Source organism: Streptococcus sp. 3167, assembly GCF_013277175.1.
GTDB classification, from domain to species: domain Bacteria; phylum Bacillota; class Bacilli; order Lactobacillales; family Streptococcaceae; genus Streptococcus; species Streptococcus pseudopneumoniae.
The window spans coordinates 1-16,319 of sequence record NZ_VMML01000062.1; the positions used below are offsets into that span (position 1 = coordinate 1).

Sequence of the window (16,319 nt, forward strand, 5' to 3'; positions counted from 1 at the left end):
GCTCAAAACACTGTTTTGAGGTTGTGGATAAAATTGACGAAGTCAGCTCAAAACACTGTTTTGAGGTTGTGGATGGAACTGACGAAGTCAGCTTAAAACACTGTTTTGAGGTTGTGGATAGAACTGACGAAGTCAGTAACCATACCTACGGCAAGGCGACGTTGACGTGGTTTGAAGAGATTTTCGAAGAGTATGAGTTTATTTTTTACCTGACTTGTCCATATTCCAGAAGTCTGTCACGGCTCCGCGTGAAGCAGATGATACGATGTGGGCATATTTACCGAGGACACCACGGCTATAAAGTGGTGGCAAGGTTGTTTCTGCCTTGCGTTTTTCAAGTTCTTCTTCGGATACGGCCATGGAAATTTCTTTGGTATCTTGGTCAACCGTAACGATATCGCCTGTACGAAGATAGGCAATTGGTCCACCATCCTGAGCTTCAGGAGCGATATGTCCAACAACCAGACCATAAGTACCACCAGAGAAACGTCCATCCGTCAAGAGGGCCACCTTGTCTCCTTGACCTTTACCAACGATCATTGAAGAAAGGGACAGCATCTCAGGCATACCAGGACCACCCTTAGGTCCAACGAAACGAACAACGACTACATCGCCATCAACGATTTCATCTGTCAAAACAGCCTGAATGGCATCTTCTTCTGAGTCAAAGACCTTAGCTGGCCCAACGTGACGACGCACTTTAACACCTGATACCTTGGCAACTGCACCGTCAGGAGCAAGGTTTCCGTTCAAGATGATAAGCGGACCGTCCGCACGTTTTGGATTTTCAAGTGGCATGATAACTTTTTGACCTGGTGTGAGGTCTGCAAAGTCAGCCAAGTTCTCAGCAACTGTCTTACCAGTACATGTGATGCGATCTCCATGAAGGAATCCATTTGCCAACAAGTACTTCATAACCGCAGGGACACCACCGACTTCGTAGAGGTCTTGGAAGACATACTGACCAGATGGTTTCAAGTCGGCCAAGTGAGGCACACGCTCTTGGATCGTATTGAAGTCCTCAAGTGACAAGTCAACATTGGCAGCATGGGCAATGGCAAGCAAGTGAAGAGTGGCGTTTGTAGAACCACCGAGAGCCATCGTCACAGTGATGGCATCTTCAAAGGCTTCACGAGTCAAGATATCTGATGGTTTGAGACCAAGCTCCAACATCTTAACAACAGCACGTCCTGCTGCTTCGATATCTTCTTTCTTATCAGCTGATTCAGCTGGGTGAGATGAAGAACCTGGCAAACTCATACCCAAAACTTCGATAGCAGTCGCCATGGTATTAGCAGTATACATACCACCACAGCCACCAGGGCCAGGGCAGGCATTACATTCAAGACGTTTCACGTCCTCAGCTGTCATGTCACCGTGGTTCCATTTTCCGATACCCTCAAAGACAGAAACCAAGTCAATGTCTTTGCCATCAAGATTTCCCGGTGCAATCGTTCCACCATAGGCAAAGACTGCAGGGATATCCATATTGGCAATGGCAATCATAGATCCAGGCATGTTCTTGTCACAGCCACCGATAGCGACGAAGGCATCCACGTTGTGACCACTCATAGCCGCCTCGATGGAGTCCGCGATGATGTCACGAGATGTTAGAGAGAAACGCATACCAGGCGTTCCCATAGCGATCCCGTCTGCTACGGTAATAGTTCCAAACTGTACAGGCCAAGCGCCTGCAGATTTGACACCTTCTTTAGCCAGTTTCCCGAAATCATGCAAGTGAATGTTACATGGTGTATTTTCCGCCCAAGTCGAAATCACTCCCACAATCGGTGTTTCAAAGTCCTTATCTGTCATACCAGTCGCACGAAGCATAGCACGGTTTGGTGATTTTACCATACTGTCATAAATGCTACTGCGGTGACGTTTATCTAATTCAGTCATTTGTTCCCTCCCATTTCAGTTTTTACTATTATAGCACATTTTAAAGGCAATGAACAGAAGAAAATTCTTGAATTTTCAGAAAATTCTATATACATATGAAATATTTAAAACTAAAAACAACAAAGCGGATTAGGGCACTTTCTGATGACCAGAATATGCTTTTTAATCCGCTTTCTTTAAATAACGTACTGTAATTGTTACAAAAATTCTTTCAGAACAGTGTATTCAACATCTATCTTGCATTATAAATTTCTAGAACTTTCTCTTTTATATTCGATTCACTCAAACCATACTCATTAAGAAGATAATCCACTTTCCCTACTTGACCGAATCTTTCTTGAACACCCATCCGATGAATTTTTGTTATTCCATCATCAGAGAATAATTCACATAAAGCACTGCCAATTCCACCTATCTGATTGTGGTTTTCTACAGTAAATATAGTTTTTCCACTTAACATTGTTTTTATCTGTTCTGGTATCGGTTTGATTCTAAATAAATCTATCACACCTACTGAATAACCTAATTTAGACAGTTCATCTGCAACTCGAATACTTGGAGCAACCATTATGCCAGAAGCAACGATTACAAGATCTTCCCCGTGTCTTAACTCAATGTAGCCTTTAGAAAAATCTTCTCCACCTTGATAGACAGCCTCTGGAGCTTTTCGAATTGTTCGAATATATTTTAGTCCTTTTAATTCTAATGTCTGGTTCAAGATTTCACGAAATTGGATATCATCAGTTGCTTCGAAAATGATCGATTTAGGAATTAAACGTAACAATCCAATTTCTTCAAATGGCATATATGTCCCACCATTCATTTCCGCAGTTACTCCTGCATCTGATCCAATAACAGTGGCATCCAATTGTGCGTATCCAAGAGAAATAAATAATTGATCAAATACTCTTCGTGAAGCAAAAGGGCCAAATGTATGAAGATAAGGTCTAAACCCCTGAATAGACAAGCCTGCTGCAAGGCCGACCATTTCTGCTTCCATAATCCCAACATTCACATAACGGTCTCCAAAGTCCTTTTCAAGATTATGAGTAGCCATCGAACTTGACAAATCGGCTTCTAAGACTACTATATCAGAATCACTTTGATTAGCCTCTAAAAGGAAGTCTCTATATACATGCCGTAATTCTTTCGTGCTTCTCATCATTCTGTTTCCTCCAATTCCTGACTTAATCTTTCTACAACTGAAGTTAACATTTGTTTCTCCTCTACAGTAGGGCGAAGATGATGATTGGATTTCATTTCTTCCAGCTCTTGAACCCCTTGACCTTTAATAGTATCTAATACAATGCACTTAGGTGATGAATTATTTGACTGTTTTAATTGGACAATCCCTTCATAAATTTCTCTAATATCTGAACCCTTGACCCTAATGGATTCAAATCCAAATGCTGAAAATTTTTCTACGAAGTCACCTGGATTACAAATATCCTTTGTAAAACCATCTAATTGTTTTTTGTTATCATCAACAAATACAATTAAGTTGGATAACTGTTGCTGAGAAGCAAACTGTATAGCCTCCCAACATTGTCCCTCATTTAACTCACCATCTCCAACAATAGCATAGGTATAAAAGGGACTTTTTCTTATTCTCTGACCATATGCAAGTCCGGTTGCAACACTAATTCCCTGTCCTAAAGAGCCAGTTGTCATATCTATGCCCGGCGTTAGATTTCTATCAGGATGAGACGGTAATTTGGTTCCATTTGTATTTAAAGAATATAAGAATTCTTTGTCAAAGAAACCATTCAAATAGAGTGTACTGTATAGAGCTGGTCCTCCGTGACCTTTTGATAATATGAAATAATCTCTATCTCGTGCTGCAAATATTTCTGGAGTCATTGGCATTATTTCACCATAAAGCACTGCTAGAACTTCTACGATAGACAGACTTCCTCCGTAATGTCCGAATCCAAGATGATTCAATGTTCTAAGAGTATTTAATCGGATGTTAGTCGCAAATTTTCTTAACTCATCTTCTCTATTTTCACTTAAAATCATCCCTTACTCCTCCTTTGCAGATGGCTTTTTAATAAAGGATACTCCAAACATAACTGCTAGAATAAGAACAAGACCAATCACAATGCCTGCTTGTGAACCAAATTGATTTAACATTCCTAAAATAATTCCTGATAGACCAAAATCTGCATCTGAGAAAGTTGATCCTTGGAAACCAAGTCCTCCCAAAACTGGCATTAAAAAGACTGGAAGAAAACTGATTAAAATACCTTGTAAAAATGCTCCAATAGTGGCTCCACGAACACCACCAGATGCATTCCCAATGACACCTGCAGTCGCTCCACAGAAGAAATGAGGCACAACGCCTGGTAAGATAACAACCGTTCCTGAAGCAATCATAATTGCCATACTTACTAAACCACCAATAAAACTAGAGATAAATCCAATTAGAACTGCATTGGGTGCATAAGTATAAACAATCGGACAATCCAAAGCAGGTTTTGAATTAGGTACAAGACGCTCTGAAATACCTTTAAAGGCTGGAACAATTTCACCCAAAATAAGGCGAACACCTGCTAAAATAACAAATACCCCTGCTGCAAATTGACCTGCTAATTGTAAAGCATAAACTAGACCACTTGTACCACTACTGATTTCTTTTTCTATATATTCTGACCCTGCAAAGATAGCTACAATAATGTAAATAACTGCCATGGATAAAGTAATACTAACAGTGCTATCACGTAAAAAAGCTAAACTCTTTGGAAATTTAATGTCCTCTGTTGATTTTGATTTGTCACCGATAAGGCTACCAGTAAAACCACTCAACCAATATCCCAAAGAACTGAAATGACCTAAAGCCACCTTGTCATTTCCAGTTAATTGAACCATATATTTTTGCACAAATGCTGGGGAAATACTCATAATAATACCGAGTGCTAATCCTCCTAGTAAGATAAGAGGCAAGCTAGTAAAGCCAGCAACTGATAAAATGACCGCAATCATACATGCCATATATAGAGTGTGGTGCCCTGTTAAAAAAATATATTTAAATCGAGTAAAACGAGCGATTAAGATATTGAACACCATGCCTGCAAACATAATCATTGCAGTAGCTGAGCCATATGTTGTTAAAGCTACAGCTACAATTGCTTCATTATTCGGCACAACGCCAGATAAATGAAAAGCATGCTCAAACATGGTACCAAATGGATTTAAAGAATTTTGTACAATTCCTGCACCACCAGATACAACTAAGAAACCAACAAAGGTCTTAATTCCACCTTTAATAATATCAGGTAATTTCTTCTTCTGAAGAACTAATCCTAAAATTGCAATTAAAGCTACTAAAATAGCTGGTGTACTAACAATATCCAATATGAACTTCATCATGACGCTAGCCTCCTATATAAGTCCTTTTTCTTCACAAAGTTTAGTAATTAATTCTCGTAGTTCATCCATATCAATAATACTATTTAAGATACGAACATCTCCAAGATGACTAGCTGAATCAGCTAGATCACGACCAACAATCCAAATATCAGCTGCATTTGGATCTGCTCCACCTAAATCATAATGTTCAACTTCTACATCTGAAACATTCAAATCACTCAATACAGATTCAATATTCATCTGTACCATAAAACTTGAACCTAATCCTGAACCACAAGCTGTACCAATTTTTAACATTATCTAATCCTCCTGTTTAATTATCATTTTAATGTCATCATAGTTTTTTGATGATATTAAAGTTTGAACATGATTTTTATCTCTTAAAATTGTTGTTAAATGTGACAAAGCCTTTAAATGACTCTCATTATCAATGGCTGCAATACAAATCAACAATCTTACCTCTTGTTCTGGATTATCCAATAAATAAATCGGTTCTTCCAAAACTAACATTGACATTCCTATTTCATTCACACCTTCATCTGGCCGAGCGTGAGGAATTGCTACTCCCTTCCCTAAATTAATAAAAGGCCCAAACTCTTCTACTTTTTGAATCATTGCCTCAGGGTAGTTCTCAGTTATCTTATCTTGATCCAAAAGCGGTTTAGCTGCTAAACGAATCGCCTCCTTCCATCCTAATTTTTGCGAACTAACCTGATAGGTTTCTTTGGTAATAAGTTGTTCTAGCACTGGTACAATTTCCTTTCGATCATTTTTTTGATAAAGATAATTCTTTAACGCCAATCTTAATTCCAATTCTTGTGTAATAATTCCATATTTTTTGACAATATTCAGGATTTGTTCAATCTCAAAATCCCCATACTCTAAATTCGGAAAATCTTTTAACACTAGTTCTACTAGTTGTATTGCTTGCTCTTCAGTCATCATAACCGAAACTAGATAATTTGGCTTTTCTGTCTCCACCTTTATGGTAGAAAAAACCATATCATAGTCACTACTAGCTTTCACCTGTAAATCATCAATCTTTAAGGTTCCTATAAACTCAATTTGAGGAAATAATGCTAATAGATTCTCTTTTAACATCAATGAAGAACTAACACCATTAGGACAAATGATTGCTGCTTTATACCATTTTTGAGGCAAAGTATCTGCTTTCTTTAAATAACCTCCGAAATGGATAACAAAATATGCTGTTTCACTATCAGGTATGGGATTGTCAATAGCGTCCATCAAGGGCATCAAAGAATCTTTGACTAATTCAAATAAATCAGGATAATGTTCTTTAACATGCAATACATATTCATTTGAACTAGGTAGGCCGAACTTTAATCTATAGTAAGCCGGTATAAGGTGGCGGCGAAGATTTTCTCTCAATCCTTCCCTTTGTTTAAAATGTAACAAAGAAATATCTTCCATTCTACTTATAATAGCCTCTGTTAATTGATTAAAGTAAACCGGAGCAACATCTACTTCACCTTCAAAGCAACTTGATAATAAAACGGTGATATAGCGATAATCATCCTCAGAAAACACCGTATCTATAATTCCCAAATCAACCACTGTATCCAATAAAATAGTGGTTATATCTTGAATAACAGGAGATACTAATGTCTCTGAAAGACATACTCTTTCAACATCCCTTTGATACCTACACAGAATGAATACTAAACCGAAAAGGTAAACTTTTAATTGATTAACAATAGGTACTAGCTGTAGCTTCTCATAATAATCTTTAACTACCTGATTTATCAAATCATAAGTTAATGAATACCCCCAACTGGATAAAACATAATCCAAACCCCAAATCCCTATGGAGGATTCCAGCAACTCACTAACCATTTGAAAAGCTAAGCGGTGCTTATTCCACTCTGAACCGTGTAAAGTATAACCTTTTGCTCTACTGTACCCTAGCTCCAAATCATTATCTAACATAATCTTTCTTAATGATTGAATATCAGATAAGGTTGTATTCTTACTTACTTTCAAAAAGTCTTGGTAATGATTATTCGATATAAAATCTAATCGGCAAAAAGTGTAAAGATAGATTAAAGCTAAGCGAGTCGACTTTGGTAAAACCAATTCATCCGACTTAATAATATCTGTCAAAGACTGCTTCGTACGATTTGATAAACTATAGCGACCTTGTTTTTTATCCAGCACTATCCCTTTATTAGCTAGATAAGGCACTAAATAATCTATTCCTTCTTTGACTTCCTTTATAGGTAAGCTCACCTTAACAGATAATTCATATAATGATAACTCACAATGATCCATCAAAGTCATCAAAATAACTAGTGCTCTATAATCAAACATTTCTCTTCCTTTCTAACTACAATTATAGTGTAAAAGTTATAAGAATAAAAGAGTATTTGAGCACAATATAATCTCACCTTTTAAAAGAAATTATTGGGCTGAAAGTTTTTAGTGATTATTTTCAACTTTCTATTGACTTTTAAAAACAAAGTGATATCATTTAGATATCAAATAATGGGAATGGTTGAAACGACACTGGAACGGCTCAATGAAGGGGAATTGGTAGAGATTGACGAAGAACGAAAAGCTGCCATGGTTTCAAATCTCCTTGTCGTTCTTTGTGGCAATCATGATGCACAACCAATTGTCAACACGGGAAGTCTTTACTAAAGATGGTTGAAGCTAAAAAAAGCAGATCCCCCTTCGACTCTCAACAAAGTTATACGCTGCACTCACATCATGGGCAGAAGATGACTTTCGTTCAGTCAATGGGCAAATCGAATATCTCCTCACAGAATGTGTCAAACAACGGAAGAAAGACGGAAAATACGTATCAGAAACCATTGACGAACCATTTGAGATTGATATTTAACACCTTCTCCTGTCTGCCGTGCCGAATAGGAGAATTTTTTCATCTTTTTTTGTCAAGTAACTTTACTTTACAAAAAAGTTTTGATATACTATTAAAGTTGATGAAAATCAAACCTAACTGAATTATATCTTAAAAGGAGAAATTAAAATGGCAGTACCTGCACGTCGCACTTCAAAAGCGAAGAAAAACAAACGTCGTACACACTACAAAGTAACAGCTCCATCTGTAAACTTTGACGAAACTACTGGAGATTACTCACGTTCTCACCGTGTATCACTTAAAGGATACTACAAAGGACGTAAAATCGCTAAAGCTGCATCAGCTGAATAATAGAAGGGAGATACCATGCGCGTAAATATTACACTTGAACACAAAGAATCTGGTGAACGCTTGTACCTTACTTCTAAAAACAAACGTAACACTCCAGACCGTCTTCAATTGAAGAAATACTCACCAAAACTTCGCAAACACGTTGTGTTTACAGAAGTGAAGTAAGCATTCAATACGAATCAATACAGAAGAAAAACGCTGATTCAAGCGTTTTTTCTTTTTGTTAATTTCAGTACATTGCAATGAGAATCATTCGAATGACTACATTATTGATAATATTTGTTAAGCCATCAAAAGTAATTAACATTTCATAACGAGTAATCCTATTTAAACTCGTCTCGCTATCTATTTTTTCTTATCTCTGTGTTATAATGAAATAAAACAAACATTTATATTCCGTTTTTAGCATCTCATTAAAATTGTTCAACATTAATCCTTTCAATCTATACTTAATGAAGATACACACTTTTAATCAAACTTAAACTCTAAAAATATTTACATTACTATTTTAAAAAATATCATAAAATCAAAGATTTAAATTGACAATCCAGTTTACTTTTTTACTTGATTTTCATATACTTGTCAATATACCTTAGAAATATAATTCAAGTACAGGTTATAGTCACTCACTACATTGGCTTTCTATAATAAAAATATTGAGAAAAAATTTTAATAGGAATTATAAACATGAATAATACATTTAAAAACATACCTAAACCCTATTTACCAGAAAAACTTCCATTTGACTATACTTCAATATATACAGATCCACAAATAATTAGATTAGTTTCTAAAGCAGGTATAGCTATTGGAACCTATGAAGGATTTTTAGCATCTATTATCAATCCAATGCTACTAATTTCACCATTGCTCAGCCAAGAAGCCGTCCTTTCCTCAAAACTTGAAGGTACTCATGCAACTCTAGAAGACCTACTAAATTACGAAGCAGGTAATAAGGTTGATATAGAACGTGATGAACTACATGAAATTATTAATTATCGAAAAGCACTTTTTTATGCTCTCGAAAATATTACTACAATTAATGACAATAACTCTAGAGGGTTACCATTATCTAATAGAATAATAAAAGAGATGCATAAAATTCTATTGGATAACGTTAGAGGAAGCAGCAAGAATCCAGGAAATTTTAAAAGAACTCAAAATTACATTGGAAGTAGAGCAACTATCTCTTACACACCAGTTCCGCCAGAACAAACTACGGAGTATATGTCCAATTTAGAACAATATATGCATCATGATGATTTAGACTTATTAGTTCAATCAGCTATTGTACATGCTCAATTTGAAATGATTCATCCATTCGAAGATGGTAATGGTCGAATAGGAAGATTGTTAATCCCACTGTTTCTTTACTACCAAGAATTGCTATCTTATCCTACATTTTACATGAGTTCATATTTTGAAAGTGATCGATCACTATATATCTCTCATTTATCAAACATCTCTAAAAATAATAACTGGAAAGATTGGTTTAAATACTATTTGGAAGGAGTAATTTTCTCAGCAGAAGAGAGTACAAAAAAGGCACAGGATATCTTAAATCTTTATAATAAGATGAAAGAAGAAATAATACCAAAATTGAATTCTGTCTCTGGTATTCAACTTCTTGATTTCATTTTCTCTTCTCCAATTTTTAAAGCAAAACAAGTCAGCAAACACCTCAGTATCTCTGAACGTACTGTATATACATTATTAAATAAATTAATTGATGAAGAATTTCTTTCAACAGACTCTGCTCAAAGAAATCGTACTTACTTTTGTCCACACCTGCTAAGAATAGTTCAATAATTTTATATTGAAGCTCATCTTCGTTTTGCTTCACTTCTACTTTCTTTCGTGAAGTAAAAACGGNNCCGTTTTTACTTCACGAAAATAATACACACTTTACTTATTTTGTTTTAGAAAAATAACATCACTTCTCAAAAAGTTAGTCATTATCTTTATGTTAAGGATTAAATTCTGTATTTGATAGGACTGAATCCTTTTAGTTTAGTTCTAATTCGATTTTTACTTAAATAATCAATAACAAAAATGACAATAGATTTTCTACTGTCATTTTATTTTTCTAAATTTTTAGCAGAGTATTCTCACAAGTCTCTAAATCTCTTTCAACTTTTCGAGATAGGCGGTTAATTCTGCTTGGGCTTCTGGTGTTGTGCCTACTAGTTGGCTGCGCATGTGTGCGAGTCTGGCTTCTACCTCTCCAATCTCTTTATCAATCTCTGCGAGCTGGTCTGCGAGGTCGGCTAGAGGAACAACGGGTTCTTCCTCAAAGGTATCGACATAGCGTGGAATGTTGAGGTTATAGTCATTTTCGACAATTTCTTCAAAGCTGGCTAGATGAGCAAACTTCTCGACATTCTCGCGTTTTTGATAGGTCTCCAAAATCTTGGCAATATGGTCTTCGGTCATATTGTTTTGATTTTTCCCTTTTTCAAACTCTTTTGAGGCATCGATAAAGAAGACATCCTTATTGGTGCGATTCTTTTTAAGGATGATAATAGTTGTCGGAATAGAGGTATTGTAGAAGATATTTGCTGGCAAGCCGATAACTGTATCAATAGCGCCTTCTTCTAGCAGGTGCTGGCGAATCTTCTGCTCGGCTGCTCCTCGGAAAAGGACTCCGTGGGGAAGGACAATGGCCATGACCCCATTATGCTTGAGGTGGTAAAAGCCGTGAAGAAGGAAGGCAAAATCTGCTTTTGACTTAGGTGCAAGAACTCCATAACTTGAAAAGCGAGGATCTTGCAGGAAGCCACTATCTGCTGACCACTTCAGTGAATAGGGTGGGTTCATCAAAACCCCATCAAAGTCTGTTGGCTCGGTAGTCGGCCAATCTTCATCTAGGGTATCGTGGTTACTGAGGTGATAGTTCTCAATCGCGACCCCATGAAGCATCATATTCATGCGAGCAAGGTTGAAGGTCGAAGTAATCAACTCTTGACCGTAGTAAGAAATCGTCGAAGCTTCCTTACTATAGCGCTTGGCATTGAGCAAGAGAGAACCAGACCCCATGGTCGGGTCGTAAACCGACATCCCCTTTTGATGCTCACGCCCTGCAAAGACAATCTGAGTCATGAGGTGAGAGACTGCTTGAGGTGTATAGAACTCTCCAGCCTTTTTCCCAGAATCACTAGCAAACTGGCCAATCAAGTACTCATAAGCATCACCCAAGATATCACCAGCATGACTAGACACATTGAGGTCGTTGAGCTGTTTCATAACCTCAGAGATGGTCTTGTTTTGCTTTTGTGGAGTATTACCTAGCTTTTTCGCATAGAGGTCGATATCTTCGAAGAGATTTTCAAATTTTTCATTGGCCTGCTCGATATCACGGAAACTTTGGGCTAGGGATTCTAGCTGGAAGGTTCCTTCATGGATAGACTGGACCAGCTTGGTAAAGGTCAGAGAAGGCTCAATCACATAGCCTAGCTCGTCATTTAAGACCTCGATGAGGTCTTCACGGACATCTGCATCCGCAAAGTTTTCCTCGTAGAGAAGCTGGGCTTGCTGGAAGGACTCAAAGGTCTCGTCCAAGTTATCACAGACGGCTTGGAGGATGTTGTCGGATAGGTACTTGTAGAAAATCAAGCCCAAGAGGTAGGACTTGTATTCATTAGCTTCCATCTGGCCACGCAGGATATCTGCCGCATTCCAGAGGGATTGGTAGAGTTCTCTTGATAAATCTGTTTGTGACATAGGGTCTCCTATCAATTTCTACTTTCATTCGTTTAGTGTAGCTTTCTGAGGTCTTTGTATCTTAGATAATCGAACACGACCTAAAAGCTGGGTAAAAAAGATAAACTGTCTGGTCTTCATCGAATACTGTCCCAGTTTCCTATTTTTACTGGGCTTTTGACGGTCTTTGTATCTTAGATAAACATTTTTCTGAGTAGGGTTTGTTTGCTTTCTTTGAGCTGGTTGACTTTTTCCTCTTGCTTGGCAATGGCCTTGTCTAGGTCTTGGAAGAAAGAACCGATAGCTTCTTGTTCAGGGAGAGAGGGAACGAAGACGGTAAATGACTGAATTGTTGGCAATCTTAGCGAATCAACCGTTGCCTTTACTGTATTCCTCATAGCATGCTGTTTAAAATCTTTTTTCATCTGCTGTAGTACAAACTTAGCGTTAACATCTGTAAAGTTAGAGATTTTATAAACACGTTGATGAACATCGAATTTCCCATTTACATAATGAAAAATTTCTCCTAATCTTCCTTCTCCAGGTATTAAGATAGCCTCTCCATCAAAAGAATATGAATTAATTCGTTTTACTTCTTCTGAACGAATGTAAAATGGATATAATCCATTCTCAACAGAATCTTGAACATCTCTACCACCAGTTTTTATATTCGTAACTTCCCCCAACTTCACTTCCTTCCAGTCATTTTCAAATCCTGCGAAGCGAAGGGCTGGTTTGGTTTGTCCTTTGGCTGGGAAGAGGAGTTTGAGGTAGGTTTTCTTCTGCTCTTTGAGCACCTCTAACTTACGCTGTTGAAGGCTAATGAGCTGGTCAATATCTTGGAAGAAAGTTGATAGAATAGAAATCTCTCTAAAATCATTAGGGATAACTAAACTAATCTCTGACATTACATTATTCATTAATTTCGGGTTGCCAACTTTTGAAACATATTTCCAAGCTTCGTTATTTAATATTTCTGCAATCACTTTATTAGCAAAACCTTCATCAGACAGTAAAACACCGTTCACATTTGTACTATAAAATTTTCCTTCCCTGTAATTTACCGTTCCAGCATTTGCTCCATCAGTTGTCCAAGTTATTGCTGTTTCAAATAGATATTTATCATAATAGCCTAATAACCCTTCATTTTTGGTTTGAGAAGAATATACAGGATATTTATAAGTATCTGTTTTTTCTTCTGATATCTGCGTTGTTGCTAGTACTTGTCCCCTAGTAACTCTAAAAATATCTGAGACTTTCACTTCCTTCCACTCATCTTCAAATCCTACAAATCGATAACTTGGTTGTTTTATCATATTACTCCTCCAACTATTTCATCTTTATTTGTATCTATAAATTGCAATTGATAAGCTTTATGAGCACCCCATGCCTTAAGTATTTTCTTAATAGTATATTCATACTTCTTATCAAACTGGTCTACATAAATGCTCACATTCGGTGCCTGTTTAAAGATTTCTTTAAAGTACGGAGCATCCACTCCATTCTCATCCCGAATACCAAAACCAATGAAGTAGATTTCTTTGATAGAACTTAAATTTTTGAAAAGGGATTCGTGCTTTCTAAGTTGCTGATGGACGGGCTTTCTAGTCAAATAAACTAAATTATGAAGAAAGTCACGTACCTCAGTTGGGTTATTTTGTCTAAATTTATCATAAGAATCCATTTCACGATTATGTCCAAATATTAGTTTATCTTCAGAAATACTTCCATGTATATGACATATTTGTTCAGAATTTATACCGTAGAAATCCTCTAATAACATACTATAATTAAAAGTTAAAAAGTAGGCATTTTTATTGTGTTCAACAGATTTCTTTCGTTTTAGTTTTTTTAGATTAGTAGGCATATTATCCCAATCAAGAATAAAACATTGAACCCATTCCCTAAATAAGTTTTCAATGTCTGCTCTTAGAAATTTTTCAAGAATCGTTGCCAGTTCCTCAGAATATGTTTCTAAATTTTCCAAGACACAAGATGGCGGTATAATTTTCACCTCATTTATCCAACCTAAATCACGCTCCAACTGAGACCAAAAATTTTCTAATCTCATTAATTGCATCATATGTCGATAAATAAATTGATACCGTTCATGTTTATCTAACTGACCATTTCTAATTTTAGGCAGAGAATATCCATATATGTCTCTCAACTCATCTTCATTAACATATCGATGTTGTTCTTGAATTTCAATATCCTTTTCCCTAAAAAAGTCGCAAATTCCCTTTGATGTTTGCAACGACTCTAACAACTCATCTTTCCCATAAGCCTGCTGATAAACAAACTTCTTGAAATATAGATAATTCGTCTTCAAATCATGCGCCATATCAAAACCATTTCCGATAATAAATAATTTCTCCACTCTATCCCCCCTTTCTATTACTCCATTTTCTTATTTCTACACTTTAGGTTTTCTCTTTTTGATTTCTATTCTTCAATTTTACCTATTTTTACACTTTAGGATTGCCATCTATCATTTCTATTGTTCAATTTTGGCCATTTTTGCACTTTAGATAGGAAACTATGCTATTCTATTCTTCAATTTTGCCTATTTTGAAACAATAGATAGGCTTATTTGTGATATAATGTTAAAAAACGTTGAAATGCGAGGATGACTACATATGAACTATAGAGAACTTAGAAAAATCTACTACAGTCATCGTGACCAGTATGAGGAAGAGTATCAACTACGCTTACAAGGATACAGTTCCATTAGAACATCTCTTTATCCTCATTTAATGCAACGCGATACTGTCAAAACAAGTCAATACCCTTTATTTGTAACCCTACATCTAGGGATTTCCCAACTGATGGAAACTATTTCACAGCAGTCTCAACGAATTAGTGAAATAGCTGATACCCTCCCTAAGATTGCCCACGATCAGTTTTATAAAGAACAGCTCTACCAATCGATTATTTCCACAAATGAAATCGAAGGTATCCATACAACTCGTAAAGAGTTGGTCGATGTGGAGAAACTCCTAGAGGAAGACCCCTATAAGACCGAACAAATCAAACATCTTTCCACCTTGCGAATGTACCAACAAATCCTTAAGGATGAATTTCTCCAAATCCAATCTCTTGAAGATATCAGAGGGATTTATGACCAATTAACACAAGGAGAAATCTCGCCAGAGGATGAACTCGATGGAGAGTTTTTTAGACAGAAATCGGTCTTTATCCAAGACGACAAGACTGGCAAAGTCATCTATATCCCACCTCAAAAGGAGGAACAGATTCAGGTCATGCTGACAGAGTGGATTCGTTTTATAAACGACCATTCTATCCCAAACCTTGTCAAGGCTTGTGCTGGACACTATTTTTTTGAAAATATACATCCCTTCTATGACGGTAACGGTCGGACAGGACGCTATATCCTTGCCAAGTACTTGTCTAGAAAACTCGATAAATTTTCAGGGTTAGTTTTGTCCCAACAAATCAATCACCATAAGCAAGACTATTATAAGGCTTTTAGGAATACTGGCGATCATCTCAACCGTGCCGATGCTACCTTCTTCGTTGAAACCTTGTTGACTTTTATCAAGGAAGGACAGGAAAATATTATCCAAACCCTCCTTGAAAAACAAGAGCAACTGAATCGCTATAAAGTTAAGATAGAGCAGACAGAAGGGCTGGAGGAAGTCGAGAAATACATCTTGTTTCTACTCGCTCAGTCCAAGCTCTTTGTTGATGATAAGAGAGATGGTATAGAAGATAGAAGCATCATCCAACTGGCCAATCAGTCCAACCATCATTACTCTAAGAAAAAGGTCAAGGATGCTTTCTTGCATCTTGAAGATAGGGGAATTTTGACCCTAATTGGTCGAAAACCTTCCCAACATTATCTTTCTGACTATTTTTAATACTCAATGAAAATCAAAGAGCAAACTAGGAAACTAGCTGCAGGCTGCTCAAAACACTGTTTTGAGGTTGCAGATGGAAGCTGACGTGGTTTGAATTTGATTTTCGAAGAGTATTATAGTCCCATTAAACGATAAGCCTGATCACGGAGATCCTTATCTGTTTCAAATAGACCACGAGCTACTGTCGTCAAGGTTGCAGTGCCTGGTTTTCTGACACCACGCATACTCATACACATATGTTCTGCTTCAATGACAACAAAGGCTCCCTTACCACC

Annotated in this window: 16 protein-coding genes; 6 read left to right on the forward strand and 10 right to left on the reverse strand. The window is 36.8% G+C overall.

Annotated features, from left to right (window positions below):
* Window positions 1-198: 198 nt before the first annotated feature.
* From ilvD to HT678_RS09050, 6 genes are all read right to left on the reverse strand, one after another.
* A complete protein-coding gene (gene ilvD / locus HT678_RS09025) occupies window positions 199-1,902 on the reverse strand; it encodes a dihydroxy-acid dehydratase (RefSeq protein WP_000137354.1) in 1,704 nt (567 codons plus the stop codon).
* Window positions 1,903-2,134: 232 nt separating this feature from the next.
* Window positions 2,135-3,067 carry a transketolase family protein gene (locus tag HT678_RS09030; protein WP_000986379.1) on the reverse strand — a complete coding sequence of 311 codons (933 nt, stop codon included), beginning with the start codon at window positions 3,065-3,067 and terminating at the stop codon, window positions 2,135-2,137.
* Entirely contained in the window at window positions 3,064-3,921 is an 858-nt protein-coding gene (locus HT678_RS09035) for a transketolase (RefSeq protein ID WP_000603571.1), read from the reverse strand. Before HT678_RS09035 ends, HT678_RS09030 begins: the two co-directional genes overlap by 4 nt.
* A 3-nt stretch (window positions 3,922-3,924) precedes the next feature.
* On the reverse strand, window positions 3,925-5,271 hold the full coding sequence (locus HT678_RS09040; RefSeq protein ID WP_000975292.1) for a PTS ascorbate transporter subunit IIC: 1,347 nt from the start codon (window positions 5,269-5,271) through the stop codon (window positions 3,925-3,927).
* Window positions 5,272-5,283: 12 nt separating this feature from the next.
* On the reverse strand, window positions 5,284-5,568 hold the full coding sequence (locus tag HT678_RS09045; protein ID WP_000912476.1) for a PTS sugar transporter subunit IIB: 285 nt from the start codon (window positions 5,566-5,568) through the stop codon (window positions 5,284-5,286).
* Between the two features lie 3 nt (window positions 5,569-5,571).
* Complete coding sequence (locus HT678_RS09050; RefSeq protein ID WP_000460929.1) at window positions 5,572-7,602, reverse strand: BglG family transcription antiterminator; 2,031 nt, start codon at window positions 7,600-7,602, stop codon at window positions 5,572-5,574.
* A 180-nt stretch (window positions 7,603-7,782) separates the two neighbouring features.
* On the opposite strand from HT678_RS09050, the gene HT678_RS09055 reads away from it, so the two are divergent.
* From HT678_RS09055 to HT678_RS09075, 5 genes are all read left to right on the forward strand, one after another.
* Window positions 7,783-7,932, forward strand: a complete 150-nt coding sequence (locus HT678_RS09055) for a hypothetical protein (protein ID WP_162199234.1) — start codon at window positions 7,783-7,785, stop codon at window positions 7,930-7,932.
* A 25-nt stretch (window positions 7,933-7,957) separates the two neighbouring features.
* Window positions 7,958-8,134 (forward strand): PTS ascorbate transporter subunit IIC, encoded by a 177-nt coding sequence (locus HT678_RS09060; RefSeq protein WP_033607100.1) that lies wholly within the window; start codon window positions 7,958-7,960, stop codon window positions 8,132-8,134.
* Between the two features lie 147 nt (window positions 8,135-8,281).
* Window positions 8,282-8,464 (forward strand): 50S ribosomal protein L32, encoded by a 183-nt coding sequence (gene rpmF, locus HT678_RS09065; RefSeq protein ID WP_000290417.1) that lies wholly within the window; start codon window positions 8,282-8,284, stop codon window positions 8,462-8,464.
* Window positions 8,465-8,479: 15 nt separating this feature from the next.
* On the forward strand, window positions 8,480-8,629 hold the full coding sequence (rpmG, locus tag HT678_RS09070; protein WP_001265622.1) for a 50S ribosomal protein L33: 150 nt from the start codon (window positions 8,480-8,482) through the stop codon (window positions 8,627-8,629).
* Between the two features lie 522 nt (window positions 8,630-9,151).
* On the forward strand, window positions 9,152-10,273 hold the full coding sequence (locus HT678_RS09075; protein ID WP_001066336.1) for a Fic family protein: 1,122 nt from the start codon (window positions 9,152-9,154) through the stop codon (window positions 10,271-10,273).
* 309 nt (window positions 10,274-10,582) lie between these two features.
* Here the strand turns inward: HT678_RS09075 and HT678_RS09080 are convergent, their stop codons facing one another.
* From HT678_RS09080 to HT678_RS09090, 3 genes are all read right to left on the reverse strand, one after another.
* A complete protein-coding gene (locus tag HT678_RS09080; RefSeq protein WP_000083782.1) occupies window positions 10,583-12,184 on the reverse strand; it encodes a type I restriction-modification system subunit M in 1,602 nt (533 codons plus the stop codon).
* A gap of 173 nt (window positions 12,185-12,357) precedes the next feature.
* Window positions 12,358-13,479, reverse strand: coding sequence for a restriction endonuclease subunit S (locus HT678_RS09085; protein WP_007284838.1), 1,122 nt, complete (start codon window positions 13,477-13,479; stop codon window positions 12,358-12,360).
* Window positions 13,476-14,543, reverse strand: coding sequence for an AbiH family protein (locus HT678_RS09090; protein ID WP_000413037.1), 1,068 nt, complete (start codon window positions 14,541-14,543; stop codon window positions 13,476-13,478). Before HT678_RS09090 ends, HT678_RS09085 begins: the two co-directional genes overlap by 4 nt.
* Before the next feature lie 259 nt (window positions 14,544-14,802).
* Here HT678_RS09090 and HT678_RS09095 point away from each other — a divergent pair, with 259 nt between their 5' ends.
* The gene (locus HT678_RS09095; protein WP_023935418.1) at window positions 14,803-16,044 is read left to right on the forward strand and encodes a Fic family protein; all 1,242 of its coding nucleotides are present in this window, start codon (window positions 14,803-14,805) and stop codon (window positions 16,042-16,044) included.
* A 113-nt stretch (window positions 16,045-16,157) separates the two neighbouring features.
* Here the strand turns inward: HT678_RS09095 and HT678_RS09100 are convergent.
* The coding region (locus HT678_RS09100; RefSeq protein ID WP_172924863.1) for a GTP cyclohydrolase I at window positions 16,158-16,319 on the reverse strand (162 nt) is incomplete at its 5' end.